This window comes from Cyanobium gracile UHCC 0139, from assembly GCF_034931325.1.
GTDB lineage: Bacteria > Cyanobacteriota > Cyanobacteriia > PCC-6307 > Cyanobiaceae > Cyanobium > Cyanobium gracile_B.
In genome coordinates, this window is sequence record NZ_JAYGHX010000001.1 from 72,855 (window position 1) to 98,650 (window position 25,796).

Annotated in this window: 23 protein-coding genes; 12 read left to right on the forward strand and 11 right to left on the reverse strand. The window is 68.6% G+C overall.

Features of this window, described 5'->3' with window-relative positions; genetic code table 11:
- Positions 1 to 14 precede the first annotated feature (14 nt).
- Positions 15 to 1,007, reverse strand: coding sequence for an o-succinylbenzoate synthase (locus VB738_RS00410; RefSeq protein WP_323303849.1), 993 nt, complete (start codon positions 1,005 to 1,007; stop codon positions 15 to 17).
- Positions 1,004 to 1,993, reverse strand: coding sequence for a 2-carboxy-1,4-naphthoquinone phytyltransferase (gene menA / locus VB738_RS00415; RefSeq protein ID WP_323303850.1), 990 nt, complete (start codon positions 1,991 to 1,993; stop codon positions 1,004 to 1,006). The genes VB738_RS00410 and menA overlap by 4 nt, the downstream gene beginning before the upstream one ends.
- Positions 1,994 to 2,067: 74 nt before the next feature.
- Here menA and VB738_RS00420 point away from each other — a divergent pair, with 74 nt between their 5' ends.
- A complete protein-coding gene (locus VB738_RS00420; protein ID WP_416233144.1) occupies positions 2,068 to 3,456 on the forward strand; it encodes an isochorismate synthase in 1,389 nt (462 codons plus the stop codon).
- A 15-nt stretch (positions 3,457 to 3,471) separates the two neighbouring features.
- Here the strand turns inward: VB738_RS00420 and gshB are convergent, their stop codons facing one another.
- Both gshB and VB738_RS00430 read right to left on the reverse strand, forming a co-directional pair.
- A complete protein-coding gene (gene gshB / locus VB738_RS00425) occupies positions 3,472 to 4,461 on the reverse strand; it encodes a glutathione synthase (protein ID WP_323303852.1) in 990 nt (329 codons plus the stop codon).
- Complete coding sequence (locus VB738_RS00430) at positions 4,458 to 4,736, reverse strand: glutaredoxin domain-containing protein (protein WP_416233137.1); 279 nt, start codon at positions 4,734 to 4,736, stop codon at positions 4,458 to 4,460. Before VB738_RS00430 ends, gshB begins: the two co-directional genes overlap by 4 nt.
- A gap of 177 nt (positions 4,737 to 4,913) precedes the next feature.
- On the opposite strand from VB738_RS00430, the gene VB738_RS00435 reads away from it, so the two are divergent.
- The 8 genes from VB738_RS00435 to VB738_RS00470 all read left to right on the forward strand — a co-directional run bounded on the left by VB738_RS00435 (position 4,914) and on the right by VB738_RS00470 (position 10,623).
- On the forward strand, positions 4,914 to 5,708 hold the full coding sequence (locus tag VB738_RS00435) for an FUSC family protein (protein ID WP_323303854.1): 795 nt from the start codon (positions 4,914 to 4,916) through the stop codon (positions 5,706 to 5,708).
- Positions 5,705 to 6,715 (forward strand): FUSC family protein, encoded by a 1,011-nt coding sequence (locus VB738_RS00440; RefSeq protein WP_323303855.1) that lies wholly within the window; start codon positions 5,705 to 5,707, stop codon positions 6,713 to 6,715. Before VB738_RS00435 ends, VB738_RS00440 begins: the two co-directional genes overlap by 4 nt.
- A gap of 35 nt (positions 6,716 to 6,750) precedes the next feature.
- Positions 6,751 to 7,873 (forward strand): peptide chain release factor 2 gene (gene prfB, locus VB738_RS00445; protein WP_416233145.1). Its coding sequence is split into 2 segments (ribosomal slippage): positions 6,751 to 6,822 and positions 6,824 to 7,873, totalling 1,122 coding nucleotides; the frame shifts between segments, so codons are not numbered across the junction.
- A 20-nt stretch (positions 7,874 to 7,893) separates the two neighbouring features.
- On the forward strand, positions 7,894 to 8,103 hold the full coding sequence (locus tag VB738_RS00450) for a DUF3285 domain-containing protein (protein WP_323303857.1): 210 nt from the start codon (positions 7,894 to 7,896) through the stop codon (positions 8,101 to 8,103).
- Positions 8,100 to 8,636, forward strand: coding sequence for an rRNA maturation RNase YbeY (ybeY, locus tag VB738_RS00455; RefSeq protein ID WP_323303858.1), 537 nt, complete (start codon positions 8,100 to 8,102; stop codon positions 8,634 to 8,636). The genes VB738_RS00450 and ybeY overlap by 4 nt, the downstream gene beginning before the upstream one ends.
- A gap of 68 nt (positions 8,637 to 8,704) precedes the next feature.
- Positions 8,705 to 9,178 (forward strand): diacylglycerol kinase family protein, encoded by a 474-nt coding sequence (locus tag VB738_RS00460; RefSeq protein WP_323304385.1) that lies wholly within the window; start codon positions 8,705 to 8,707, stop codon positions 9,176 to 9,178.
- 9 nt (positions 9,179 to 9,187) lie between these two features.
- Complete coding sequence (locus VB738_RS00465; RefSeq protein ID WP_254946469.1) at positions 9,188 to 9,784, forward strand: anthranilate synthase component II; 597 nt, start codon at positions 9,188 to 9,190, stop codon at positions 9,782 to 9,784.
- A gap of 170 nt (positions 9,785 to 9,954) precedes the next feature.
- Positions 9,955 to 10,623: an MBL fold metallo-hydrolase gene (locus tag VB738_RS00470; protein WP_323304386.1), complete on the forward strand. Its 669-nt coding sequence runs from the start codon at positions 9,955 to 9,957 to the stop codon at positions 10,621 to 10,623.
- A gap of 22 nt (positions 10,624 to 10,645) precedes the next feature.
- Here VB738_RS00470 and VB738_RS00475 read toward each other — a convergent pair whose 3' ends face one another.
- Complete coding sequence (locus tag VB738_RS00475) at positions 10,646 to 11,779, reverse strand: histidinol-phosphate transaminase (protein WP_323303859.1); 1,134 nt, start codon at positions 11,777 to 11,779, stop codon at positions 10,646 to 10,648.
- 77 nt (positions 11,780 to 11,856) lie between these two features.
- On the opposite strand from VB738_RS00475, the gene speG reads away from it, so the two are divergent.
- Positions 11,857 to 12,387, forward strand: coding sequence for a spermidine N1-acetyltransferase (speG, locus tag VB738_RS00480; RefSeq protein ID WP_323303860.1), 531 nt, complete (start codon positions 11,857 to 11,859; stop codon positions 12,385 to 12,387).
- Positions 12,388 to 12,487: 100 nt separating this feature from the next.
- Here speG and VB738_RS00485 read toward each other — a convergent pair whose 3' ends face one another.
- Together VB738_RS00485 and VB738_RS00490 are read right to left on the reverse strand one after the other, a co-directional pair.
- Positions 12,488 to 13,945 carry a hypothetical protein gene (locus tag VB738_RS00485; protein ID WP_323303861.1) on the reverse strand — a complete coding sequence of 486 codons (1,458 nt, stop codon included), beginning with the start codon at positions 13,943 to 13,945 and terminating at the stop codon, positions 12,488 to 12,490.
- A 177-nt stretch (positions 13,946 to 14,122) separates the two neighbouring features.
- Complete coding sequence (locus VB738_RS00490) at positions 14,123 to 17,626, reverse strand: hypothetical protein (protein WP_323303862.1); 3,504 nt, start codon at positions 17,624 to 17,626, stop codon at positions 14,123 to 14,125.
- 315 nt (positions 17,627 to 17,941) lie between these two features.
- Between VB738_RS00490 and VB738_RS00495 the strand changes: the two genes are divergently transcribed.
- Positions 17,942 to 18,610 (forward strand): Crp/Fnr family transcriptional regulator, encoded by a 669-nt coding sequence (locus tag VB738_RS00495; protein ID WP_323303863.1) that lies wholly within the window; start codon positions 17,942 to 17,944, stop codon positions 18,608 to 18,610.
- A gap of 186 nt (positions 18,611 to 18,796) precedes the next feature.
- Complete coding sequence (locus tag VB738_RS00500) at positions 18,797 to 21,844, forward strand: adenylate/guanylate cyclase domain-containing protein (RefSeq protein WP_323303864.1); 3,048 nt, start codon at positions 18,797 to 18,799, stop codon at positions 21,842 to 21,844.
- 52 nt (positions 21,845 to 21,896) lie between these two features.
- Here VB738_RS00500 and VB738_RS00505 read toward each other — a convergent pair whose 3' ends face one another.
- The 4 genes from VB738_RS00505 to VB738_RS00520 are packed head-to-tail and all read right to left on the reverse strand — an operon-like array spanning position 21,897 to position 25,794.
- Positions 21,897 to 23,162 (reverse strand): hypothetical protein, encoded by a 1,266-nt coding sequence (locus VB738_RS00505; RefSeq protein WP_323303865.1) that lies wholly within the window; start codon positions 23,160 to 23,162, stop codon positions 21,897 to 21,899.
- Positions 23,163 to 23,197: 35 nt separating this feature from the next.
- Positions 23,198 to 24,280 carry a saccharopine dehydrogenase family protein gene (locus VB738_RS00510; protein WP_323303866.1) on the reverse strand — a complete coding sequence of 361 codons (1,083 nt, stop codon included), beginning with the start codon at positions 24,278 to 24,280 and terminating at the stop codon, positions 23,198 to 23,200.
- Positions 24,280 to 25,302, reverse strand: a complete 1,023-nt coding sequence (locus VB738_RS00515) for a polyprenyl synthetase family protein (RefSeq protein WP_323303867.1) — start codon at positions 25,300 to 25,302, stop codon at positions 24,280 to 24,282. Before VB738_RS00515 ends, VB738_RS00510 begins: the two co-directional genes overlap by 1 nt.
- Before the next feature lie 33 nt (positions 25,303 to 25,335).
- On the reverse strand, positions 25,336 to 25,794 hold the full coding sequence (locus VB738_RS00520) for a hypothetical protein (RefSeq protein ID WP_323303868.1): 459 nt from the start codon (positions 25,792 to 25,794) through the stop codon (positions 25,336 to 25,338).
- Between the last annotated feature and the right edge of the window lie 2 nt (positions 25,795 to 25,796).

Consider the following 25,796-nt stretch of genomic DNA (forward strand, 5'->3'; position numbering starts at 1 on the left):
GCGCCGGCCCCGGCTCAGGCCGCCGCCGCCCAGACCCGCTCGGGGTCCGCATCGAACAGGGGGCCGCTGGGGGACCAGTCCGGCGCCAGACCGGGGGCCACCGGCGTCGGCCCCCGCCACTGCAGGGCCGCCAGGTGGGCCGTCCAGCGGGCGCCGATGCCGGTCTCGAAGCCGGTGCTGACCATCAGCCGGGGCACCCCGCGGCCCAGCTCGGCCAGCAGGGGCCGGGGGTCCCCGTCCTGGGACGGACGCCGCACCTGCCAGCCCGCCCAGCGCCGCCGCAGCTCGGGCCGCTGCCGCAGGGATTCATCCAGGGCCACCGGAATCCGCAGGGCCAGCGCCTCGAGGCCCTCCTGGTCGTCGGCGGCCAGGGGCTGCTCCAGCCACTGCAGCCGCGGCTCCTGCCCCAGCCGTTCGGCCCAGGCGGCGGCGGTGGCCCGGTCCCAGCCGCCGTTGGCATCGAGCCGCAGACGGCCGTGGGCCGGCAGGCGCTCCAGCAGCTGATCCAGCAGGCGCCGCTCCAGCCCATCGGCCGCCGCCGCCACCTTCCACTTGAAGGTGGGTGTGCCTTCGGCAGCAGCGAGCCTCCGCTCCAGGCCGTCGAGCATCGCCTCGCCGGCGGGGAGCAGCCAGGCGGAAGGCGGAGCCGCCAGCCAGCCACCGGCGGCCGCTCCCACCTCGGCGTCGATTTCGGCCAGGGCGCCCCCCAGGGCGAAGGCCAGGCTGGGCGGCAGGGCGGGCAGGCGGCGCTCCAGGTCGTTCCGCTCCAGGTCGGGGCCGAGGCCCTCCAGGGCGGCGGCCACCGCGCCCGTCTCGCCCGGATCGAGCGGGGCCGCCTCGCCCCAGCCGACGGCTCCGTCGGGAGCCTGCAGCCGCAGCAGCCAGCCCCGTTTCGCCGCCACCGCGCCCGCGGCCGTCTGCAGCGGGCTGGGCAGCCGGAAAGCGAAGGGCCGGATCTGCAGGGCCAGCCGCGCCCCAGCCCCCCCCACGGCCGCGCCGGCGCTCACCGGCCCGCCAGCGCCGTCAGCCAGGGGCCCAGGGCCAGGCCGCAGGCGAGCCCGAGGCCGTTGAAGGCCTGGAAGCGCAGGGCCAGGAACTTGCTGCCGACGATGCGCTCCGGCTGGTGGTGCTCCTCGCCGAGGAGCCGGATCAGGGCGCGGGCCGGCGGCAGGCCGATGGCCCCCAGCAGGGCCGTGAGGGGCCACCAGCCCAGCAGCACCGGCGCCCACTGGAGCGCCAGGGCCGCGGCCACGAACCAGGGCACCAGGCCGGCGGCGCGCTGGGTGCCGAGGCGCACCACCGGCGAGCGCTTGCCGTGGGCGGCGTCCTCCTCCACCTGGTGGAAATGGGAACAGAACAGCACCAGGGTGGTGGCGAGCGCCGGTCCACTGCCCAGCAACAGGGCGGCCCCCCAGGGCACCCCACCCGCCCCCTCACCGGCCGGGGCCAGGGCCAGCAGGGCGGCGGCGGTGGCGCAGGGGCCGAAGGCCAGCCAGCAGAGGGGTTCCCCCAGACCCCGGTAGCCGAGGCGGAACGGCGGCCCCTGGTAGAGGTAGCCCAGCCCGCAGCAGAGCAGCACCAGCAGCAGCACCACGGCGCTGCTGCGCAGGGCCACCAGGGCCATCAGGGCCAGCCCGACCACCAGGCAGCCGTTGGCCAGAGCGAGCACCCGGTCCCGTCGGCCGGTGAGGTTGACCACCGAATGGGGCTTGCCGTGGGTGTCCACGCCGGTGTCGGCATCGAAGACGTCGTTGGCGAGGTTCTCCCAGGCGAGCAGCAGCACCGCCGCCAGCAGGAACAGCAGCAGCTGCTCGAGCCGCAGGCCCAGCCCCTGGCCCAGCCGCCAGCCGGCGGCCAGCAGCACCGGCATCACCGCCACGGCGTACATGGGCCACTTCACGGCGGCACGCCAGAGGCGGCCGCGAGAAGAGGCCTCAGAGGCGGCCCCACCCCCCGCGGCGTAACGGCTTGCGACGACCTGTGGCTCAGACATGGGGGCCGCGGGCGTGGGGCGGGGAAAGGCCCATACATTTGAGCAGCCTTCCGCCCCGGTCCCGCGGCCCCTTGGTGCAGGCCCCTGCCACCTTCTCCGCGCTGCTCTCGGCAGCCACCGCCGCCAGCCGGCGTCTGGAGGAGGAGGGAGTGCTCAGCCTGGCCCTGCCCATGGCCGCCCTCGACCCCCTCGCGGCCCTGACCCACCTGGACAGCGGCGCCGACTTCCGCTTCCTCTGGGACGGCGCCCCGGGGCTCAGCATCGCCGCCGCCGGCCTGTGCAACAGCCTGGAGCTGAGCGGTCCGCGGCGCTTCGAGCTGGCCCAGCGCTTCAGCAGCCTCAGCCTCAGTCGCCTGGCCACCGAACCGGCCCCCTGCCCGGCCCTCGCCCGGGCACGGGTGCTGCTGGCCTTCGCCTTCTTCGAGAGCCCCCTGCACCCCGGCACCGGGGCGGCGGGGGTGACGGCGGTCCTGCCCACCTGGCAGCTGAGCCGCCAGGGCCGCCACTGCTGGCTGCGGCTGCAGCGCAGCCTGGGGGGCGACGTCACGGGCCGCAGCGTGGCCGAGGAACTCTGGGACACCCGCCAGCGGCTCGAGGCCCTGGCCGGGCGCGCCCCTTCCGAGGCCGTCCACGGCCCGCCGGTGGGCATCGCCCATGGCTCCCACTGGCACGCGGGCTACCGCTCCGCCCTCGACCGGGCCCTGGAGCTGGTGGAGCGGGGCGAACTGCAGAAGCTGGTGCTGGCGGTGCGCCAGCACCTGTTGCTCGATGGTCCCCTCGATCCCCTCAGCCTGCTGTCGCACCTGCGCCGCAGCCAGCCCGGCAGCTGCCGCTTCCTCTGGCAGCGCTCGGAGCGGGAAGCGCTGGTGGGGGCCTCGCCGGAACGGCTGCTCACCCTGCGCCAGGGCCAGCTGCGCAGCGATGCCCTGGCCGGCACGGCACCGCTGGGGGAGCCGGCCGATCTGCTGCTGCAATCGCGCAAGGACCGCCACGAACACGAGCTGGTGGTGGAGACGATCACCGCCGTGCTGCAGAAGGCGGGCCTCGATCCGCGACGGCCGCGGCGGCCGCGGCTGGCCCGCCACGGCTCCCTGGTGCACCTGCACACCCCGATCACGGCGTCGCTGCGCGGTCAGGCACCACTCAACCTGGCCGAAGCCCTCCACCCCACCCCGGCGGTGGCGGGCCTGCCCCGGCGCGAGGCGATGGCCTGGCTGCGCAGCCTGGAACCCTTCGAGCGGGGGCACTACGCCGCTCCGATCGGCTGGATCGACACCGAGGGCGACACCGACCTGCGGGTGGCGATTCGCAGCGGCACGCTGCGGGGCCGGCAGCTGGAGCTCACCGCCGGCGCGGGGCTGGTGCGGGGCTCCCACCCCGAGCGGGAGCTGCAGGAAGTGGCGCTCAAGCTCGGGGTGCTGCAGCAGCAGCTCAACCTGCCGCTGGCGGCCAGCTTCGACTGAGCCGGGCCGCCGCCCTCAGCCAGCCAGCAGTCGCTCGATCACCTGATCGGCCAGGGGCCGGCGGCCCAGCCGCTCCACCTCCCGCACGCCGGTGGGGCTGGTGACGTTGATCTCGCTGAGCCGGCCGTCGATGACGTCGATGCCGACGAAGAACAGCCCCTCGGCCCGCAGCACCGGCGCCAGCTCATCGCAGATGCGCCGCTCGGCCTCAGTGAGATCGGCGGCGACGGGGGCGCCCCCCAGGGCCAGGTTGCTGCGGAAGTCCCCCGCTTTCGGCACCCGGTTCACGGCGCCGAGGGGCTCCCCGTCCACCAGCAGGATGCGCTTGTCACCGGCGGTGACCGCGGGAAGAAAGGCCTGGACCATCACGGGCAAGGTCTCCTGGAGGGTGACCAGCTCCAGCAGGGACCGCAGGCCGGGGACCGCCGTCGCGGTCCGCACCACCCCCTGGCCGGCCCGCCCTGCCAGGGGCTTGAGCACCACCTCCTGGTGGCCGGCGGCGAAGGCGGCCAGCTGCTCCACCCGGGCGCTGACCAGCGACGGTGCCATCAGATGGTTGAAGCGCAGGGCCCCCAGCTTCTCGTTCCAGGACCGCAGGGCCGCCGGGCGGTTGAGCACGCGCACCCCGAAGGGCTCGGCCAGTTCCAGCAACTGGGTGGCGTAAAGGTAGGCCTCGTCAACGGGCGGGTCCTTGCGCATCCAGATCCAGCGGAAGTGATCCAGGGGCAGGTCGCGGGGATCGTCGGCCTCGACCCAGGGATCGGGGACGCTCCAGCCCTCGGCGGTGGCGGCCATCGGGGCCAGTCGCACTGGCTGGGCCCAGGCCCGGGGCCGGTGGCGGCCGTCGTCAGAAGCGGCGCTGGAAAGATCGGCCTGGGTACAGACCCACACCGTCAGACCGGCCCGCTGGGCCGCCTGCATCAGGGCCACGCTGGAGTCCTTGGCCGGCCGCAGGCGCGTGATCGGATCGACCACGAACAGCTGGGCGTCCCGATCGCGGCTCACGCGGTCAGACGCAGGATGGGGCCGAGCTCACCGGCCGAGTTGAGCTTGGCCAGCTCGACATAGCCGCCGATGGCGATGCCATCGATGAAGATCTGGGGAACGCTGGCGCGGCCGCCGGAGCGCTTCATCATCACCTCCTTGTTGATTTCGTCGTCGTCGATGATGAACTCGTTGTAGGTGACCCCGAGCCTGTCCAGCAGACCCTTGGCCCGGATGCAGTCGGGGGAGAACCGGTAGGTGTAGATCTCCACCTTGGCCGGCGGCTTCACCTCCACGGCGTCCTGCCCGGATTGCTCTGGGGGGACTCCTGGGATCTCCATCCGGTCACTCATGGATCGTCGTGGCGCAGCTTAAGGGGACCGTCCATGCCCCACCGGATCCGCCCATGACGATCGGCGCAGGACCGGCATCCTGTGGCCTGATTCCCCGGCGGTGCAGGATCCGGCGGCTTGATGCTCCCCCCTCCCCCTTCGTCCCAGCAGATCCGCAACGCCCTGCAGGTGGGGTTCGCCGGGTTCCTGGCGGCCGGCATCCACGCGGCGGCCGGACCGGACGTCAACGCGATCGACGGCTTCTATGTGGTCTATGGCGCCGCCCGCAGCCTGCTGCCCACGCCTGAGGCGTCGCGGGAGGCGGCCTGGGCGCGGATCGTGGGCACCGTGTTCGGCGGCGCCGTGGTGGTGCTGCTCACCCTGGCCCTGCACAACTGGCTCGCCATCGGCGTCGGCTACGTGCTCATCCAGCTGCTGGGACGCCGCCTGGGGCTGAGTCCGGCCACGCTGATGAATGCCGTGATCATGACGGTCCTGATCCTGGCGGTGCCCGCCCACGAGCGGATGGGGGGCTGGTACGTCGTCGACAGGACCGGCTGGCACCTGCTGGGCCTGCTGCTGGGCATGGCCGTCGAGCGCCTGTTCTGGTTCCGCTCCCCGCTGCAACGCCTGGAGGACAGTGAGCGGGGGCTGCAGGGCCGGATCGAGGCCCTGCTGGCCGGACCATCCCGCGACGGGGCGGAGGAGCTGATCGGCGCCTACGGCGCCCACTGCGCCGTGCGCGCCGCCGTGCTGCGCAGCCCCCAGGCCCGCGGCCTGGCGAGTGAACGGATGCATCAGCGGCACGAGGCCCTTGAGCAGGCGCTGCGCCACGCGGTCGCCATGGTGCGGGCGCCGGCCGTGCTGCGCTCCATCGACGCCGACGGCTGCCGCGAGGCCCTGCTGCGGTGGCGGGCCCTGACGGCAGCGCCATGACAGCGCCGGGACGGTCGGCCGTGATCATGCGCAATGGGGCGGTCCTGGCGCTGGTGGTGGCCGCCTGCAACCATCTGGCGCTTCCGGAGGGGCTGTTCCTGGCCCTGGGGATGCTCACGATTCTCGAGACCGACCTCGGCGGCGGCGTGCTGGCCGGTCGAGAGCGGATCATCGGCACCCTGCTGGGACTGCTCGCCGTGGTGATCGGCGCGGGCATCCTCGGCGGCCTGTCCAGCGCCCTCGGCGTCTTCGTGGGACTGACCCTGGTGCGGCTGTTCGGCTTCGCCGCCGGTCTGACCAGCGGCTTCGTGGTGGGAGGGCACATGGTGGCGGGCAGCCTCATGAACCACGGCGACGCCTGGTGGCACTACGTCTTCTGGCGGATGGTGATGACGATCCTGGGGGTGATCCTCGGGCTGCTGGTGTCGCGGCAGATCTACAGCCAGCGGTCCGCCAGCTCCTGGCAGGCCTCCTGTGACGGCTGGCTGCTCGATCTGGCCCGGTTCCTGGAGCGCCTGCCGGCCATTCCCGAGCCGGAACAGCACGCCACCTCCCTGCGGGAGCGCCGCAATGGCCTGCGCCGCCAGCTGCCCCAGCTGGCGGCGGAGCGGACCCTCATCCACGGCGAGCCGGACGAGGCGGTGCTGCGGGCCCAGGAGCAGCTGCAGCACGGCAGCACGGTGATGAGCGCGGCGCGGGATCTCTGCCTGCTGCTCCGGCAGGAAGCCCCGGCGGCCTGGGTGCCGCCCGGGCTGATCCCGCGCCTGCTGGACAGCGGCCGGACCCGGATCGAGGCCCTCATCGAGGGGCGGGACGCCCCTGACGCGGTGGCGGACCTGGGCCGCTGCCGGGACCTGCTGAGCGCGGCGCTGCCGGAGTCGCCGGCGGCGCCCCAGGACGCCCGGAACCAGCTGCTGATCGCCAGTCGGCTGCTGCTGCTTGCGGATGCCCTGATCCGGCTGCCCCGCTCTCCGCAGCGCCAGGGGCGGCCGGCAACGGGGCGCTGATAGGGTCGAGCCATCGCCGGATTCGCTTCCCCTTGCTGGATCTCACCGACTTCAAGCGCGACCTCTCCGAGCTCACCGACCGCCTGGGCCATGCCCAGGACTGTCTTTGACGTACCGGCCCTGAAAGCCCGCCAGCGGGACCTGGAGCAACTCGCCTCCCAGCCAGGCTTCTGGGACGACCAGCAGCAGGCCCAGAAGCAGATGCGCCAGCTGGATGAGGTGAAGGCCCAGCTGGAGCAGCTGCAGCAGTGGCAGGCGGCCATCGATGACGCCCGCGCCACGCTCGAGCTGTACGACCTCGAGCCCGATGAGGAGCTCCTCGGCGAGGCCAACGGCGGCCTGCAGAGCCTCAAGGGGGCCCTCGACCGCTGGGAGCTGGAGCGCCTGCTGAGCGGCCCCTACGACAGGGAGGGGGCGGTGATCTCGATCAATGCCGGTGCCGGCGGCACCGATGCCCAGGACTGGGCCCTGATGCTGATGCGGATGTACACCCGCTGGGCGGAGGACCACGGCATGAAGGTGACCGTGGACGAGCTCTCGGAAGGGGAGGAGGCGGGCATCAAGAGCTGCACGATCGAGATCGACGGCCGCTATGCCTACGGCTACCTGCGCAACGAGAAGGGCACCCACCGCCTGGTGAGGATCTCGCCCTTCAACGCCAACGACAAGCGCCAGACCAGCTTCGCCGGGGTGGAGGTGATGCCCAAGCTCGAGGAGGAGGTGAAGCTCGACATCCCGGAGAAGGACCTGGAGATCACCACCTCCCGCTCGGGCGGCGCCGGCGGCCAGAACGTCAACAAGGTGGAGACGGCCGTGCGGATCCTGCACATCCCCACCGGCCTGGCGGTGCGCTGCACCCAGGAGCGCTCCCAGCTGCAGAACAAGGAGAAGGCCATGGCGCTGCTGATGGCCAAGCTGCTGGTGATCGCCCAGGAGCAGCGGGCGGCCGAGATCGCCGACATCCGCGGCGACATCGTCGAGGCGGCCTGGGGCAACCAGATCCGCAACTACGTGTTCCACCCGTACCAGATGGTCAAGGACCTGCGCACCGCCCAGGAGACCACCGACGTCCAGGGGGTGATGGACGGAGATCTCGATCCCTTCATTCAGTCGCTGCTGCGCCAGGGTGTGGAAATCGCCGCCGACGCGGCCGCCTGATCCCCACCGCAGCGCCCCCCATGCCCGAGCGCCCCAGCCCCCCGCCCGCCAGCACCGCCGCCGCCGATGGCGAGGCCGGTGGCGAGAACCCGAGCTTCGTGAAGCTCGCCATGCGCAACATGGTGCGCAAGGGCCGCCAGAGCCTGCTGCACTTCGGCCTCACCGCCCTGGGGCTGAGCGGCTTCCTGTTGCTGATCGCCTGGCTGGGGCGGCCCAGCCTGCCCGGATGACCAGCCCAGCGGCGGCGCCGGAGATCGACCTGGCCTTCCGCCTGGAGCCCGGGGCCTCCGGGGACGGGGCATCGCCGGAGTCGCTGGCCGACCCCGCCGTGGCCGAAACCCTCTGGAGCGGCCATCTGGGCGCCTGGCTGGCCCAGCTGCGGCCGGAGCTGCCGGCCCCCCTGCACGCCGCGGGCTACAGCCTCGGGCTGGAGCTCACGGACGACGCCACAATCGCGGAGCTCAACGAGGCCTGGCGCCAGCACAGCGGCCCCACCGACGTGCTGGCCTTCGCCGCCCAGGAGGAGGCGCCACCGGCCCCCGCGGGGGCGGAGCCGGACTGGCTGGAGCTGGGCGACATCGTCATCTCCCTCGACACGGCCCAGCGACAGGCCGAGGCGGCCGGTCACGACCTCCGGGAGGAACTGCTGTTCCTGGCCAGCCACGGGCTCCTGCACCTGCTGGGCTGGGATCACCCCGATGACGACAGCCTGGAGGCGATGCTGGCCCGGCAGACGGCCCTGCTGGCCGCGTCCCCCTCCTGACAGGGGCTGTTCCCAGCGGCCATCGGCGGTAGGGTGCCGCTTGTCCCTCCAACGGCGGTGCGATGCCGATGCTCGTTCCCGAGGAACATCCGCCGGCCCTCCGAGAAGTGACCAGCGACGTGACCAGCGACGTGCAGCGCCGCGGCAGGCGCCTGCGGGTGGGGGCGTGGAAAGTGGCGGGCGACCTGCCGGCGAGCTTCCGCTACGCCGCCCAGGGCCTGGCCTACGGCTTCGCCAGCCAGCGCAACTTCCGCATCCATGTGTTCACCGGCGCGGTGGTGTTCGGCATGGGGCTGTGGTTGCGGCTGGCCGCCGATCGCCTGGCGGTGCTGGTGCTCACGGTGGCGGCGGTGCTGGTGCTGGAGCTGCTGAACACGGCCACCGAAGCGGTGGTGGATCTGGCCATCGGACGCCAGTTCCATCCCCTGGCCCGCATCGCCAAGGACTGTGCCGCCGCCGCCGTGCTGGTCGCCGCGCTCTCGTCGCTGCTGATCGCCCTGTTGCTGCTCGTCCCCCCCCTGCTGATCCGCCTCGGCGTCTAGACCGTCCCCATGCTCCTGGTCCTCGACAACTACGACAGCTTCACCTTCAACCTGGTCCAGTACCTGGGTGAACTGGCCGCCGACCACCCCCTGGCCGCCGAGGTGCGGGTGGAACGCAACGACGCCCTCGACCTGGAGCAGATCCGGGCCCTCGACCCGGCGGCGATCCTGATCTCCCCGGGCCCGGGCGATCCGGACCAGGCCGGGGTCTGCCTGGAGGTGCTGCGGGACCTGGGACCCACCGTGCCGGTGCTGGGGGTGTGCCTGGGTCACCAGTGCCTGGCCCAGGTCTTCGGCGGACGGGTGGTGCGGGCCGGCGAGCTGATGCACGGCAAGACCTCACCGGTGCACCACAGGGGCGCCGGGGTGTTCGAGGGCCTGCCCGAGCCCCTCACCGCCACCCGCTACCACAGCCTGATCGCCGAGCGGGAGACCCTGCCCGACTGCCTGGAGATCACCGCCTGGCTGGAGGACGGCACGATCATGGGCCTGCAGCACCGGGAGCATCCCCACCTGCAGGGGGTGCAGTTCCACCCGGAGAGCGTGCTCACCCAGGCTGGTCACCAGCTGCTGGCCAATTTCCTGCGCCAGGCCTCCCACTGCTAGTTTCGCGCCACATCCCAGGGCCCGGTGGGGCCAGACGCGACTCCATGGTTGACCCCACCAGCCGGTCCGCGACAGCGCTGGCCGGATCCGCGACAGCGTTGCGCAGGACCACCACCACGGCCGTGCGCCTGGGGGCGGGCCTGGCCCTGGCGGCCGGACTCACCCTGCCGATGCCGGCGCTGGCCCAGAAGGGCGGCGGCGTCTCGATCACCCATCTGGGCCACAGCGCCCTGCTGATCCAGGGGGGGGGCGCCCGGGTGCTGGTCAACCCGTTCCAGGCCGTCGGGTGCGCCGCCGGCCTGCCCGAGCCCCGCGTCAGCGCCGATGTGATCCTGGCCAGCAGCCTGCTCAAGGATGAGGGCGCCCAGGTGGCCAGCGGCAAGTTCCTGGTGAAGCCGGGCTCCTACCGGCTGGCCGGCCTGCAGATCGAGGGCATCGCCGCCCCCCACGACCGGGTGGGCGGCCGCCGCTTCGGCAACGCCACCCTCTGGCGCTGGCGCCAGGGCGGCCTCGACATCGCCCACCTCGGCGGCACCGCCGGCCGCCTCGGCCCCGCCGACCGGGTGCTGCTGGGACGCCCGGATGTGCTGATCATCGGGGTGGGCGGCGGCGGCAAGGTCTACACCGGCCAGGAGGCGGCCGAGGTGGCCCGGGAGCTGCAGGCCCGTCGGGTGATTCCTGTGCAGTACACCACCGGCAAGCCCCCGGCCGGCTGCGACCAGGGGTCGGTGGAGCCGTTCCTGAAGGCGATGGTGGGGGCCACCGTGCGCCGCAGCGGCCGCACCATCTCGGTGGTGCCGCCCCTGGGGGATGGGGTGGTGGTGGAGGTGATGCGCTGAGGCCGCTAGCGGCGCCCTCGCCTCACCCCAGCCCGTCGATGCGGCGGTAGGCCTGCCAGAAGCGTTCCATCTGCTCACCGGTGCCGAGGCTGACCCGCAGGGAGCCGTCGATCAGCGGCTTGCCGGCCATCGAGCGCACCAGGATGCCGGCCTCGCGCAGGTCGGCCTCCACCGCCTCCGCGGAGCGGCGGGGCCAGAGCAGCAGGTAGTTGCCGCCGGCGGCATGGTGGCGCACGCCCGCCTGGCGCAGCTGGCTCAAGAGCTGGTCGCGGGCACGCAGCACCTCGGCCACATAGGCGTCCACATAGGCCTGGTCGGCCAGGGCGGCATGGGCGGCGGTGACCGCGAAGCTGTTGATGTCGTAGGGCCCGCAGACCCGGCCCACCCGCTCCACCAGCGCCGGCGCACCGATGGCGAAGCCGATGCGCAGGCCCGCCAGGCCGGCCGTCTTGGCCAGGGAGCGCAGCACCAGCAGGTTGGGGGCTGCGGCGAAATCGGCGACGGGCAACACGCTGTCGCCGGTGAAGGCCTCGTAGAGCTCATCGACCACCACCAGGGTGTCCGGCGCGGCCGCCGCCAGCTCCAGGATCCGGCCGGGCGCCAGCCGGGTGCCGGTGGGGTTGTTGGGGTTGCAGATCAGCAGGATCCGGGGGGCGTCCGCCGCCGCGTCCGGGGCCTCCAGGGCCGCCCGGATCGCCTCGAGCGGGAAGCCGAAATCCGGCAGGCCGTAGGGAATCGCCTCGATCGCCATGCCCTGCATGCGGGCACAGGGGCTGTAGTAGCCGAAGGTGGGGCTGGTGGTCAGCAGCCGGTCGCCCGGCGAGCCGAAGGCCTGGAAGACGGCATGGATGGCCGCGTCCACGCCGTTGAACAGGCCGATATGGGCCGGCGTCAGGCCCCGTCCCCCGAGCGAGCGCACCACCGCCTCCCGCAGGCCGTCGTACTCGGGATAGATGGCGTAGTGATCGGCGGGAATGGCGCGGATCGCCTCCACCACCCGGGGGCTGGGCCCGACGGTGTTCTCGTTGAAGTCAAGCCGCAGCAGGCCGCGGCGCCCCTCCAGGGGGGCGCTGTAGGCCGTGAGGGTCTCCACCTCCGGCCGGGCCCGGGGGCAGGGGGGAACGGCCGGGCTCTCGCCTGGGGTGGGGCTGGTCACGGCGGCGGTGCTCAGAGCGCTGCGACTGCCATCCTGCAGCGCAGCCCTACCGTCTGTGCACGACGATCTGGAATCCGGTGGCGGGAACGGAGCTGGCCCTGAGGGCCCTGGAGCGGGGCGATCTGCGGTTCATCCACGACCAGGTGAACAACCGCAGCGTGATGGCCTACTGGTTCGAGGAGCCCTACGAGTCGTTCGATGAGCTTGAGGAGCTCTACAACCGCCACATCCACGACAATGCCGAGCGTCGCTTCGTGGTGGAAAATACCGCCAAGGAGCTGATCGGCCTGGTGGAGCTGATCGAGATCGACTACATCCACCGCCGGGCGGAATTCCAGATCATCATCGCCCCGGCGCACCAGGGCAAGGGCTACGCCAGGTTCTGCATCCACAGGGCCCTCGACTACTCCTTCACCATCCTGAATCTGCACAAGATCTATCTTTCTGTGGCCGTGGACAACGAAAAGGCCCTGCACCTCTACCAGCAGTGCGGTTTCATCGAAGAGGGCCATCTGGTGGGTGAATTCTTCATCGAAGGCCAGTATCGCGACGTCAAGCGCATGTACATCCTGCAGGAGGACTATCTGGCCAGAATGCCGAAGGATTGAGACTCCAGTCGGCGTCAGTGCCCTAGGGTGATGGGGAAGACCCAGTGGGGGAGCGCGACCGGGCAGGAGCTGAACGGCGCCTTCCATCGCCGGGGGGAGCTCAGAGGATCCCGGAGGCCGCAATCGTGGCGATCGGGATGTTGATCTTCTGAGCGATTTGATTGGCAATCTTGGCACCAAGCCAGACGCCACCGGTGTGGCCCAGCTCCCGGGGGGTGGCCGGAACACCGAAGACATCGTCGTCGGTGCCCGGACGGCGGCTGGTGATGCCATCGAATTGCCAGTGCACACCCAGGTAGGCCCGGCTCACCGCGTTATCCACCATCGCCTGCCACAGGCTGTCGTAGCTCAGAGTGAGCAGATCCCGCGGTCGCCGGTTGCGGGGATCCCTGTGGCGACCATCGAACTCGTCGGAGACGAAGTCGAAGCGCACATCATCCAGGCCGCTGCCGGATGGATCGAAGCTGCTGACGCCCCTGGCCACCAGGAACAGCCGCAGCAGCTGGAAGGCCGCCGCGCCGAAGGTGGCAGGGCCGGAGGGGTAGGCGGGAAAATCGGGCGTCAGCCCCGTACCTGCGCCGTTGGTGTCAGGACGCCCCAGGGGCAGCCAGTTGCGGTCGGGCGCCCCGTTGCCTGCAACGGCCTCACGGATCCCCACCGCCGGGCGCCACATCATGTGGCTGGGGGCGTACTTGTAGTACCAGGCATCGATGCCCGCATCGGCCATGGCCACAGCCGCACCAGCGATGACGCCCAGTTCATCCAGCTCCTCCAGCCGGCCGGGATTGCGTGCTTCGATGGAGTCAAGAACCGTCAGCACCACCTGCAGGTAGAGGCGGGGTGGAGTTCCGAGCTCCTGGGAACCGTCATCACCCCAGGCGATACCGATGACTTCTTCGGCGAGGGTCCGGAAGGCCGGATCGCCTGGGGAGCGGTTGATCTCACCCTTGACGGCGACGCTCCCGAGGTCGCCGCGATGGTGCTGGGAGGGGGTGACGGTGTCGGCGTCGAGGTGACCGGGGGGCGGCGGGAAGTCCATCACCCGTGCCGCGGCCAGTGGCGTGGAGTTTCCCCAGACGCCACCCAGAAACCCCTGGCTCGACTGGGTGGGTGGCGCCTTGTAGTTGTAAGGCGTGCCGTCGGGCGCGTACGCAGCGCGCACCTTGGTCATGTCGTCCTTGCCGAACTGATGGACGGCCGTGCCATAGGCCCTGCCGACCATCTCCACCGGCGTCTTGGCAGGACCCATGGCGAAGTGGTCAAGCCAGTTGAGCCAGGCTGGCTCCAGCATGGAGGCCTGGTTGGGATAGCGAAGCCGGAGCACCTGGTGACAGGCGGCTGCGGCGGCCAGATCCCTCTCCTTCGGGCTGGGGAGGGGGAGCAGGCTGGCGGGGATGGGAAGGCTGAGCAGCTTCGTGGCGGAGCCGGCGACGACGGACCTGACGTCATGCAGTGCCCCCAGAGCCATCCCGAGGGCCCGCGCCGAGAGAAAGGGGCCCCGCTGGTCACCGGAGGAGAGGGAATACGTGTGATCTCTGCGAACACATTCCAGGCTCATGTCAATCCAGAAACGTGTTCGGATGCCGCCTGCCGTCATCATGATGTTCGTGAAGAGCCCCTTGATTGTGTAGAAGAAGGTCACGATGGCATGGGCCTTCGATCACGTTCATCTGTCCTGTTGATGGTGGCTGACTGTCATCACGATGACAGTCAGATTGACCACCCCCCCAAGCCATCAGTGGCGTTCCTGATGAACCAGCCTGCCGCGCACAGGTGGCTCGATCGCCACCGATTCGGCACGGGCCTGGCCGACCGCGCAGGCCATCGGCGGGCTGGCCGGCAACAGACCCGGGCGGCTCTGGGATGTCCACCAGTCGAAGCCCAGCCCTGGGAACATGGCCACGCGACGGGCCATGGCATGGAAGAACACATAGGCGGCCAGCAGCCGCCGGAGGGATCCGAATCGGGATTCCCGGATCGCTTCGATCCCATCGTCACTGGGGAGGCGGATGCCGTTGCCGCAGCCGCCATGGATCGGGCTGGGAATCACCAGGGCCGCGCGAAAGCGCCCGTCGGCGATGCAGGGATCGGAACTCAGGGCAACGATGTCGGGACCGGTGCCCAGATGGCGGAGGCCATCGGCCTGCCGTGCCGCCTCGATCACCGCATCGGCATGGGCGCGCTGGCGCTGGCTGCAGCGGCCGTCCGGGACGCCGAGGAACAGCAGAGTGCCGCGCACCAGCCGATGGGCATAGCCGTGCAGCAGGGAATCGGTGGGATCAGCACCATGCACATCAAGGGCTGTGAGGCCATAGCTCAGGGCGAAGAGTTTGCTGACGTAACTGCTGAGCAACTGGTGCAGACCCTCGGCCTCGCCGATCACCAGCGTGCGCCGGCCGGTGCGGGCCAGGGGCTGACGCCCCTGCAGGACCCTCAGGCCCAGGGTCCAGCACCAGGGGCCCAGCACGTAGAGGGCGACATCGGCGGGCAGGGTCAGGGCCAGCAACAGCGCACCCAGCCCGTGCCCCTCGGCAAGTCCGGCCAGCGGCAGCAGGGCCAGGGTGAAGCTCCGAAACAGCGGCATCCCCCATCCCAGGCTGCCAAGGACGTAGGCCGCGTGGATCAGCCAGGCGGTCGGGGTCTCCAGGACATGCCAGGCCCATTGCCGTCCCTCCTGCACCAGCCGGCGGGAGACGGCGCTGGGGTGGGGCAACCCCCCTTCGTCGGCACCGATGATCGCGCGGACATCGTTCACAAGGAGCTGGTCCTCCATGGTTTCCAGAGCCAGCAAGGCCTCGGCTCGCAGCCGCAGTCCCAGGGGGCGCTGGTCTGGACAGGCCTGCTGGACCTGGCGGCAGAGGCAGAAGAGCAGCTCGGTAAGGGTCTGGTGCATGGCCGCCACCGTGGCGGTGGCCGCCTCGGAGGTGCGGCGCCCCGCTGCCGTCGTGAACAGGCGCTGGCTGCGGGCCTGGTCGGAGCTGTCGGCACCCCCGGAGGCCAGCGACCGGGCCCCCGGCAGGCTGGCCGGGTCGCCGATGATCAGAAAGACGTCCTGGATCACCGCCTCATGCACCAACCGATCGCAGGCGTCCAGGACCTGACGGCAGGGGGTGCTCTGGCCGGAATCGCTGAGCACCAGCACGATCGACTGGCGGTACAGATTCAGGGATGAGGCGTCGCGGTGCAGCCGCTGGAGCACGGTGCTGGCGGAGAGCGTCCTCACGTTGAGCATGGGCATGAGCCCTTCCAGATCCCTTGCGAAATGGGCACCGAGCCAGAGGTTGTTCTCGATGCCCGTCACCAGAAGGTCCACATGGCTGGACCGAGCCAGGGCCGGATCCAGCCCCTCACGGGCGAGCGACGCCTGCTTTTCGCTCAGGCGCGTCGCCATGGCGATGAGAAACCCAGCCATGGCCTTGGCGCTGGCGCGATTGGCCGAGAGGGGATGGATCCAGTCGTCCTGGATCCTGGACAGCAAGCCAGGAATGGCCGCAAGGTCCGCACCGACAGGGTCCAGGTGCTGGCGGCCGAGCCTGGAGGCGGGCCCTGCGGATCCTGGTCCTTCGCAGGAGAGCTGGCGGCGACGACGGATCTCCTCGGCGGTCAGCTCACGCTCCTGCAACAGCGAGTGAATGGTGAGGTCCGTGGAGGACAGAACGGCGATCTCGCCGGCCACGGGGTCCAGATCGATGCGGTGGCAGCCGGGTCGGCCCGCCAGCACCGCATCCACTGCGGCCGGTTCGGAGGCGTAGAGGGCCGCGGCGCCGGGTCCATCGAAGCCGATGGTGATCGACTGCCCCTGGCTGCAGAGCACAAGCCGGTCGGGCCAGGTGGAGGAGATCACGACCAGTCCGAAGCGGCCCCGGGCGCAGGCCATGAACTGGCGGGCCGCAGCAAAGGGATCGTTGTGCAGGAAGGCGCCGATGGCGGCACGGATCCATCGTTGCGTCCGCGTGGAGCTGTACCGCCGCAGCCGGGGATCGGCCTCAAGCCGCTGCTGGATCCGCAGGGTCAGTTCCTCGAGCACCTCGGGGTGATCGAGGCTGGCGTCAGGACAGGAGGCGATCTGATCCTGGAAGGCGGCTTCGAAGCCCGTGGCCCAGGGAGCGAACGCGTCGGTGGCCGGGGTGGTGGCGGGCTCCGCCAGAAGTCGCAGGGAAGCCAACCGCACGGAGGCGAACCAGTCGCCCTTGCAGATCAGCAGATCCATCAGTCCCGCAATCATCGACGAAGGGCCGGTCGCCGGAGTGCCGCAGCGGAGAGCCACAGCCAGCCATGGTCCCAGTTCGTTGATGGCGGCCTCGGTGCCGAACAGGGTGAATGCTTCGAAGGCGCCGTCGTGGGCGACGCGGTGCTGCACCGCCTGCCAGTCACTCACCCAGCGCCCCTGCAGCCTGGTCCAGAAACGGCGCCGCTGTGGCGGGGACCATTGGAGCCAGTGGGACGCAACGTCTCCAGCTGCGCCGCTGGCGCCAGGGCCGTAGTGCCAGGCCGCGATCAAGCCGGACGGCAGGGTGCGTCGGCCCGTCCGCACGGCCCGGTGCCCGGCACGGCGGAGACCGCGCTCCAGCGATCGGGTGAGATGGCCGCGCTTGCCGTTGATCCTCCCGTGCCCGACGAAGCCGATCCGACCCTTGCGATCCCGCACCAACACCAGACCTGCTCCCGCAGGGGCTCCCAGGGTTTCCATCTCCAGGCCCATGGCCCGGAAACGATCCATCGCAGGCGGCGGCAACAGCTCGCCCCGCGCCAACGGATCGGCGGCCGTGACGAAGCCGAAATGGCCGCAGTGGAAACAGGCGGCTCGGCCGCTCCTGATCGCCTGCCAGTCCGTGCGCGACGCCAGCAGGAGCGTGCCATTGGCCGTCGCCATGCTGATCAGCAGGGCACGGACCAGGGCAGCGCCATCGGCGGGGAAAGCCAGTAGGCAGCCCCAGGCCAGGACGAGGGCCAGCAGGTTGAACAGCAGTCCGCCACCGGCCTTGAGCCGCACCCGCCAGGGAGTCGGGTCCCCGACCGCCACCCAGGGGAGTGATCGCACCGTGCCGTCGGCCAGACCGATCGGCCCCAGGGGCGCCAGTGTCCTGAGGACCTCACCAGGGGAGCGATGCTCCAGAAGGTTGACCACGGCCAGGGCGGCGCCGTCGCTGTCGACCATGGCCAGCAGCAGCCCATGGCCGGCCCCGTGGAGGAGCTCCGCCGAGCACCAGCTGAGCCGCATCAGGGAAGGCAGCAACATCCACAGCGGGCTGGCCTGACCGGACGACCCGACGACCACCAGGGCGAGCAGCTCCGGCCAACTGCACCCGACCCACCCCTGCGCCCCGGCGGGCGCGGGCCACCGACGCCGGACACCGAGGACGAGGGACGACATGACAGGCGAGCCAATCCAATGACGTCACTGTCCGGGCATCGCTCCAGGCGTGTGTTGATCCCGGTCGCCTCGAGGAGGGAGATCGGTGCCATCCAGCTGTCACCCAGATGACAAGCCAGGCAAACCATGGGAAGGTGGCGTCGCCGTCGGAGGGTGATGAGAGGCTTCGAGGCCGGTGAGTTGAGGTCCTTCCCACTGTTCGAGGGGCTGGAGATCAAGCAGCTGGAGAGCCTTCTCTGCGAGCACAGGACGCTGCTGGTGCCAGCGCAGCATCAGCTGGTCTTCGAGGGTGACTGGAACGATGGATTGTTCCTGATCCGATCGGGGGTGGTAAAGGTCCGACGCCTCACCCTGCAGGGGGAGGAGGTGGTGATCGCGCTGATGGGCGCCGGGGAAATGTTCGGGGAGCTGGCGATGCTGCTCGGGAACAGTCGGCGGTCCGCCGATGTGGTGGCTCTCACCCCGCTCGAGGTGGTGAAACTGCGCTGGAAAACGGTCCAGGACGAGTTGGATCGCTCAACGGGATTCGCCCTGGAGATGGCCCGCCTGCAGGCCCGACGACTGCTCCGCCTGGGACGGCGCTTCAGCCTGCGGGGAGAGGATGCTTCCACCCGTGTCCTGGCCACCCTGCTGGAGCTGGCCTTCTGCAGCGGCTACGGAAACGATCCGCTGGCCCCGATTCCCGACCTGAAGCAGACGGAGATCGCCACGATCGCCGGCCTGGCCCGGGGCACCACATCCCGGATCCTCACCCAGCTCCGCTCGAGGGGAACCATCGTCGAGACGGCCGAGGGGCTGCGACTGGCGAATCTCGAACCCCTGCGACGAAGGGGGCTGCTGGAATCCTGATTGAGGGTGTCCTGGGGAGCCCACCAGTCCGGCAGGCCCGGTTCACGACGCCAGACTCCGGGTGAAGGGGAAAGACTGAACGTCAGCACAAAGACTTCATAAAGGGTAGAATGGCCCGAGCAATCAGCACGGTTCAGAGTTGACCACAGGCGCGAGCACGGTGATGAATCAGCGATGGCCACAAGGGTGAAACCTGTCAAGCGTCCACCGGAACGCCGTCAGGTCACTGTGCTGTTCTGCGACCTCGTCAACTCAACAACCCTGGCGGAGCAACTCGACCCCGAGGAGCTCATGGAGCTGATCGAGTCTTACTACGCCATTTGTGATGACGTTGTGTCCTGCCATAGTGGCTATATGGCCCAGTATCTGGGTGATGGCATTCTGGCGTACTTCGGCTATCCCGATGCTTCGGAAGAAGCTGCTCCCAATGCCGTCAGAGCCGGCCTGCGGCTGCGGGACGCAATTCGGCGCCTCCCGTCGCCCACCTGCGCTCCCCTGAGCTGCCGCATCGGCATTGCCACGGGATCGGTGGTGGCCACCAGCATCCGGAACATCGAAACGCCGCACAAGGCCGGGCTGATGATGGGGAAAACCCCGAATCTGGCCGCCAGGCTGCAGTCGGAAGCAGGGCCCAACCAGATCCTGGTGTCGGAGAGCACCCATCGGATCACACGGGAGTTGTTCCATCACCAGAGCCTTGGTGCGAAAGAACTGAAAGGCTTCCATCAGGCCATGCAGATCTATGCGGTGGTGGAGGAAACCGATGTCTCCTGCCGTTCCCAGGCCCGCTGGAAAACGAGCGATCTGCCCCTGATCGGCCGCCAGCAGGAGATGGAGCTGCTGCGGAAGGCTTGGCAGACCGCCTCGGGAGGGCAGGGCCAGCTGGTGCTGCTCCAAGGGGAAGCCGGGATCGGCAAGTCGCATCTCGTCAGTGAACTGAAGCGATCACTGCTCGATCAGGGCCATCGCCAGATGAGCTGGTATTGCGGCCCGAACACAAGGGAAAGCACCCTGCATCCCATCGCCGAGCAGATCAAGAAAGCCGCCGGCTTTGAGAAGGGCGAAGCCGATGGCAGCCGCCAGGAGAAGCTGGCCCGGCTGATGGAGCGCTATGGCGCCACAGAAGCAACCAGCCTGGAGGTTCTGGCCGATCTCATCGGCCTGCCCGGAGGCCATCGATCGGCGCTCGACGGGCTGACCCCGGAGAAGAAACGCCAGATTCGACTCGACACCCTGCTGGCGATGATCCAGGCCTGGAGCGATGGTCAGCCGAGCCTGATCGTCGTGGAAGATCTGCATTGGATCGATCCCACAACCCTGGAGCTGCTCGATCGCCTGATCGCCACAGCCCGTCAGCAGCCCTGGCTGGTCCTGGCCACGGCGAGGCCTGAATTCAAGGCGCCCTGGCTATCTGGCGACAACTGCGCCCATCTCAACCTCAAGCGGCTGGACCGCACGGCCTCCGAACTGATCTGCTCCTGCCTGAACGCCGATGAAGCTCTCTCTCCCCAACTGACCAGGCGCATCGTCGAACGTTGCGATGGGATTCCCCTGTTCGTGGAAGAAACGACGAAATCGATGCTCGAGCAGCTACGGGCCAACGGCTCGAGCGGTGGTGATGGCAGCGACACCATCCCGGAAACACTGCAGGACTCGCTGGCCGCCCGCCTCGATCGCCTCGGGCCGGCCCGAAGGCTGGCCAGCATCGCTGCGGTCATCGGCAGAAGCTTCACCTACGAACTCCTGGAAGCCGTCTCCAGCCAGCCGGAAGTCCTGCTGCGCCAACAGATGGATGATCTGCTGGTTTCCGGACTGCTGCAGTTCTCTGATCAGACCGCCGGTGAAGCCTATGAATTCAAGCATGCGCTGATTCGTGATGCCGCTTACGAAACCATGCTGAAGCGGGAACGCCAGACCCTCCACGAACAGATCGCCGAGACACTCTCGGGGCAGTTCCGTGAGCTGGTTGATGCGGAACCCCAGCTGCTGGCCCATCACTTCACCCGCGCAGGTTCCTTCGAGCAGGCGATCCCTCACTGGATCAGTGCCGGACAAAGATCCGCTGAAATGGCCTCCCATGAAGAAGCCGTGCAGCACTTCCAGACGGCCCTGGATCTGCTGCGACACGAAGCCTTTCCCCAGGAGAGTCTGCCCGCCTCCCTGGAGCTGATGCTTCTGCTGGGCCTGGCCATGAGCCTGGCCGGGTCCCGTAGCTACTCGGCGCCTGAAGTGGGCCAGATTCTGGAGGAATCCCGGATGCTGGCGGAGCGCCTCGACGATAACCAGTCGTCCTTTGCGATCCTGCGTGGAATCTGCAACTTCAGCATCGTCTCCTGCGATCTGGATAACGCCGAGCACTCGGCTGGCCAATGCCTCCAGCTATGGGATCAGGGCCGGAATCCCATCCATGGCATCGAAGCCCATTTCTCCATTGGTTATGTCCATTACGTCAAGGGATCCATGACCCTGGCGCGCCGACATCTGAGTGAAAGCATTGACCTTTACCATCACCACGAGGGCTGGGATCTGAACTTTCCTTCCACCCATGATCCAATGACCGGCTCCCTCACGGCCCTGGCCATGGTGGAGCAGGCTTGCGGGGATCCGGATCAGGTGGCCGCCACCCTGGAACAGGCGCGGCGACATGCCGCACGGCTGGGCAGGAACTACGAAACTGTCTACACGATGAGTCATGAACTGCTGATTCGTGTCTTGCAGGGTCGCTATCTCGAGGCCATTGCCCTCAGCGAAACCATCCTGAAGATCTCCGATACCTATGGCTACCTGACCTGGCGTGCCATTGCAAAAGTGTACAGAGGCGTCGCCTTGGCCCAGGCAGGCCAGGCCGAACCGGGGGGCGAGGCCCTGACGATCGCGATGGAAGGCATGCGAGAACAGCAGCGCCTGGGTGTGATGACACTGGAGGGATTTCGACCGGCGGAGATTGCCACGCTCCACTCTCTGGCTGGCTCGGCGCCCGAGGCCTTCGCGACCATTCAGGCTGCGGAGGAGGCGGTCAGCCGCTCAGGTGAGGCCTACTTCATGCCCCTGGTCCATGTCCGCAAAGCGGACGTGATCGCCAGAGCCAAGGGTCATGACGAGCCAGCCGTGATGGAGGCCTTGGATCAGGCCCTGGCCATGGCCAGGACACAGGGGGCCACAAGCTTCGAAACCATGATCCGCGAGAAGAAACAGCTCTACGCCCTGGAACGGATCGGCGGATCCGCGCCATAACCCGGATCCTTCAGAGCTCAGAGGTCCGCCTCAAGCATCCGCCGGACCCCACTCAGCTTTTCAGACCAAGTGCTTGTCGTGCCAGCGAGACCGACAGGCCAGCCCACTGGACATAGGCATCGGCCATGTCGGCGGTCAGGGACAGGCAGGCCATGGGAATGGTGGTGAGATCGCGGAGCAGGGTGCTCCCAGTCGTTGACTCAGCACCGCTCGCTTCCGCCAGAACGGAGGAGCTCACCATGCGCAGATCGGCACTGAGGGAATAACTGGAGCCCAACCCGACCAGCTCAATGAAGTCACCATCGCGCTTGTGTTCCCCCAGACCGAGCTGGTTGACCAAGGGAAGGCCGGCATGGTTAAAGATCTGGATCCGGAAGTGGCCGAGGCCCCAGAATCTGAGTTGGCGCACATTCTCCGACTGCCAGACGGTCTCAATCAAAGCCTGATGGTCTGAATAGGCCGGATCAACACTGCTCCTCGTCTGCTTGAGGCTGTTGATGGCCAGTTTCGGAGACAGGAAGGTGAACCCATGGACCAGCTCCGCGATGCTGTTCAGGAGCGCTCCCGAGCTGGCCGCTTCAGGGCCTTGCCCGAACGGTCCGATCCCAGCCCCTGCCTCGACGGCAGCACGATCAAGAATCGGAGGTTCCTGCAGGTCAGTCGCCTGGGCATCCGGCAGGCCCTCAGGCTGGAACTTGGGATCCGCCTGAACGCGAATGATGGGCAGCATCTGCTCATGGATGTCGTGGCCATAGCGCATGTACGTTGGGACACTGATCCCCATGGAATCCGTATCGTCACCAAACAGCTCTCCGGAAAGAGAGTCGCGGGACGGCGAGTGAGACGTGCCCGACGGGCGGGAATCCAGACAATCGAATCGGCCGACAAGCTTGGAAAGCCCGATCACTTCTCGACCTGTGATGGCTGAACGGATATTGTCAACACAGATGAATGGATAGACCCAGCAGATCTTGTCTGGGAATCCATTATTGAAGCGGACAACGGGAAAAGAGAAAAAGACCTCGTGCTGTCGGGTGGAGCGCTCAGGGTGGAAGCTTCCGGAACGCATGTCTGGATAAAAAAGGACCCCAAGAACAACAAAAGGCCGTCCAAAACCGGCACCCAACAACGGCAGGGAAGAAAGCGGCCAGTAGGTGAAGGAGTTGGATGCTGGATTGAGATAGCGAGAGCAGAAGCTCTCCAGGTCCCTGGCCTCGGCCTTCAGCTTGAAGTAGTGCGACTGGATACCCTTGAAGACATAGGGAGGGGCTTCCTGCTGGCCATCCAGGGGATTATCGAGATAGGGAAGATCGTTCACAAAAGCAGGCGCGACTGATCCCGATAGGCGTCGACTCACCCTACTCGCAGAACACAACCGCATGCCTCAAGCAGCGAAGCTCCGTAGAGGTGGGCGGGCGACTGAAACCCCGGAGCGACATGGCCCTTGAGGACACGCCCGACGATCGCCGTGGCGGTGGCACCCGTGACGGCATAGCCATCCGGTGTCCGGATGCGGAGGGAGCGGCAGCGTCGCCAGCGATCCTCTGCTTCCACCACCAGGGTGAAACCGGAGCGCTCCCGTTGTGCCGCGGAGGGGGCCTCGGGCCAGCCGTGGCTCACAAGATCCAGCAGCCGCTGGCCGAGGGCCGACTGATGGAGAGGAGCCAGGCCGGAGCCCGCCCGATAGGCGAACGCAACGGGCCAATCGGCCTGCGCATACACCTCCAGGCTGGCGATGCCCTCGGTGACCTGGCTGATGACGACATCCGGCCAGGTGACGGCCACCGCCTTGCGCAGCCCGGTGCCGAAGTCAAAGCAGCGGGATAGCGACCCCGCCGGCACGGCGGTGGGGACGCCCTGCCTGCGCACCATGGCGGTGGCACTGGTGAGTCCCATCAGGCTGCGGAACGTGCCCCGGGACATCACATCTGGGGCGGAGAGGGCCAGACGCAGAGCCACCGCTTCGGGGAACCGGGCCCGGGCCATCGCCAGGAGGCAATCCGACGCCACGATCGAGAAGCCGATCCCCGGCATCAGCATCACCCCATGGCCGGCGGCCCGATCGCCCAGATCCATCGCCTGCTGAAACACAGGCCACTCCCCGGCCAGATCGAGATAGTGGGTGCCGGTACGAATACAGGCGGAGATCATCGGCAGGGCCGTGCGCTCGAAGGGACCAGCCGCATGGAGCACCACGTGGATCGCCTCGAGGGACGCCTCCAGCTGCGCAGGATCGTCGAGCGTGAACACACGCCAATCCAGGTTCCAGCGGCGCGCCATCTCCACCAGCCTGGCCCGATTCCGGCCCGCCAGCACCACATCGATCCCCTGCGCCTGGAGGCACTCGGTCAGCAGGCGACCGCTGAACCCGGTGGCGCCGTAGAGCAGGACACGAGCGGATGAAGGTGCGACAGCTTCGCCAGGAGATTCAGGCATCAGGTCGCCCGGTTGAACACCCAGGGAACCAGATCCTCGATGAAGTCCTTGTCTTGGGAATCCGGCAGGTGCCCATAGGCTCTGGTGAATTCATGGCGTGCGGCTCCCGCCAGGGACTCCGCCACCATGCGTGCGTAATCCACCGAACCTTTGCTGAGCATGAGGTCGGCAAGCCAAGCCACGGACTCAGCGGAGCGCTCCTCGCGGCGCAGGTTCATGAAGTGGTCGAGCTGCTGGCGTTCGTGCGGATGGCATTGATCTCGCACATGAATCAAGAGCAGGGTTCGCTTGGCTTCAAACAGATCCCCCCGCGGCTCTTTGCCGTAGGCAGGTTCGGAGGCGAAGTTCAACAGATCATCCTGGATCTGAAAGGTGGCACCCAGAAAAAAACCAAAGCGGACCACGGACTCCGGGTCCACAAGGCCATGGGTTCCGAGCAGCATCCCCACCTGGGCCGGCCAGATGGTGGCCATCCATGCCGTCTTCTTCAGCACCATGCTGAGATAGTCAGCCGTGCTGATGTCATGGCGATTGTCCTGTCTCCAGCCGATATCCAAAGCCTGCCCCTCCGCCGTTTCCCTGGCCATCCGTCGTGTCACGTCAAGAATCCTTCGGGCAAACGTGCCACCGCGACTGCCGACATGGTCGAGCAGGGGGCCGAAGGCCATCAGCAGCATGGCATCACCGGCGTTGATCGCCAGCGGCACACCATGCAGGGCATGCAAGGTGGGAAGGCCTCGGCGCTCCACACTTTCATCCTGGATGTCGTCATGAATGAGCAGCGCATTGTGCAGAATCTCCACGGCACCGGCAAAGGGGATGGCATCTTCCAGCCGCCCCCCGAAGGCACGCGCATTGGCCATGCAGATGCACGGTCGCATCATCTTGCCGCCACGGCTCGGATAATCGGCCAGGAGTTCATGGAGATAGGGAGCCTGGGGCTGGCTCGTGAGATAGCCATCCACATACTCACGAATCAACGCCCCATAGGCTTCAAGCAGTGGCTGGATCGTTCGGGTCATGGGCCCCACGCACCAGAATGGCCACGGCCTGCGCTAACGCGGCACACCGGCATCGTCGACTCCAGGATCCTCAGGGGCATCCCGCCGCTCCTGCGAGCGTTCACGATCCCCGCGACGCTGATCGACTTCCTGCAGCAGGATATCCATGGCATCAAAGTAGGTATTGGCCATGTCCCGTCCCAGCTGGATCATGCGGCTGGTCAGGGTGCCCAGGTCGCGGGAGGCCTCGGCAGCGCCACGGGGTGCGTGCTGGCTGTAGCGCTCGGCGGCGTCGTGCCCCTGACGAACATTTTCCCCGATGACCTGATAAGCCGTTCGTATGGTGTCTTCAACGGTGTCTGTGATGCGCCGCCCCCCCACGTGCGGCCCACCGTCTGACCAGCCGCTGCGGAGGGGCACCTCACGCTCGAGCGGGGGACGTTGCCAACGTCCATCCGGGGTTGCCTCCTGCTCCATTCCCGGCTGGGAATCTGGCAACTGGGAACCTGACATCG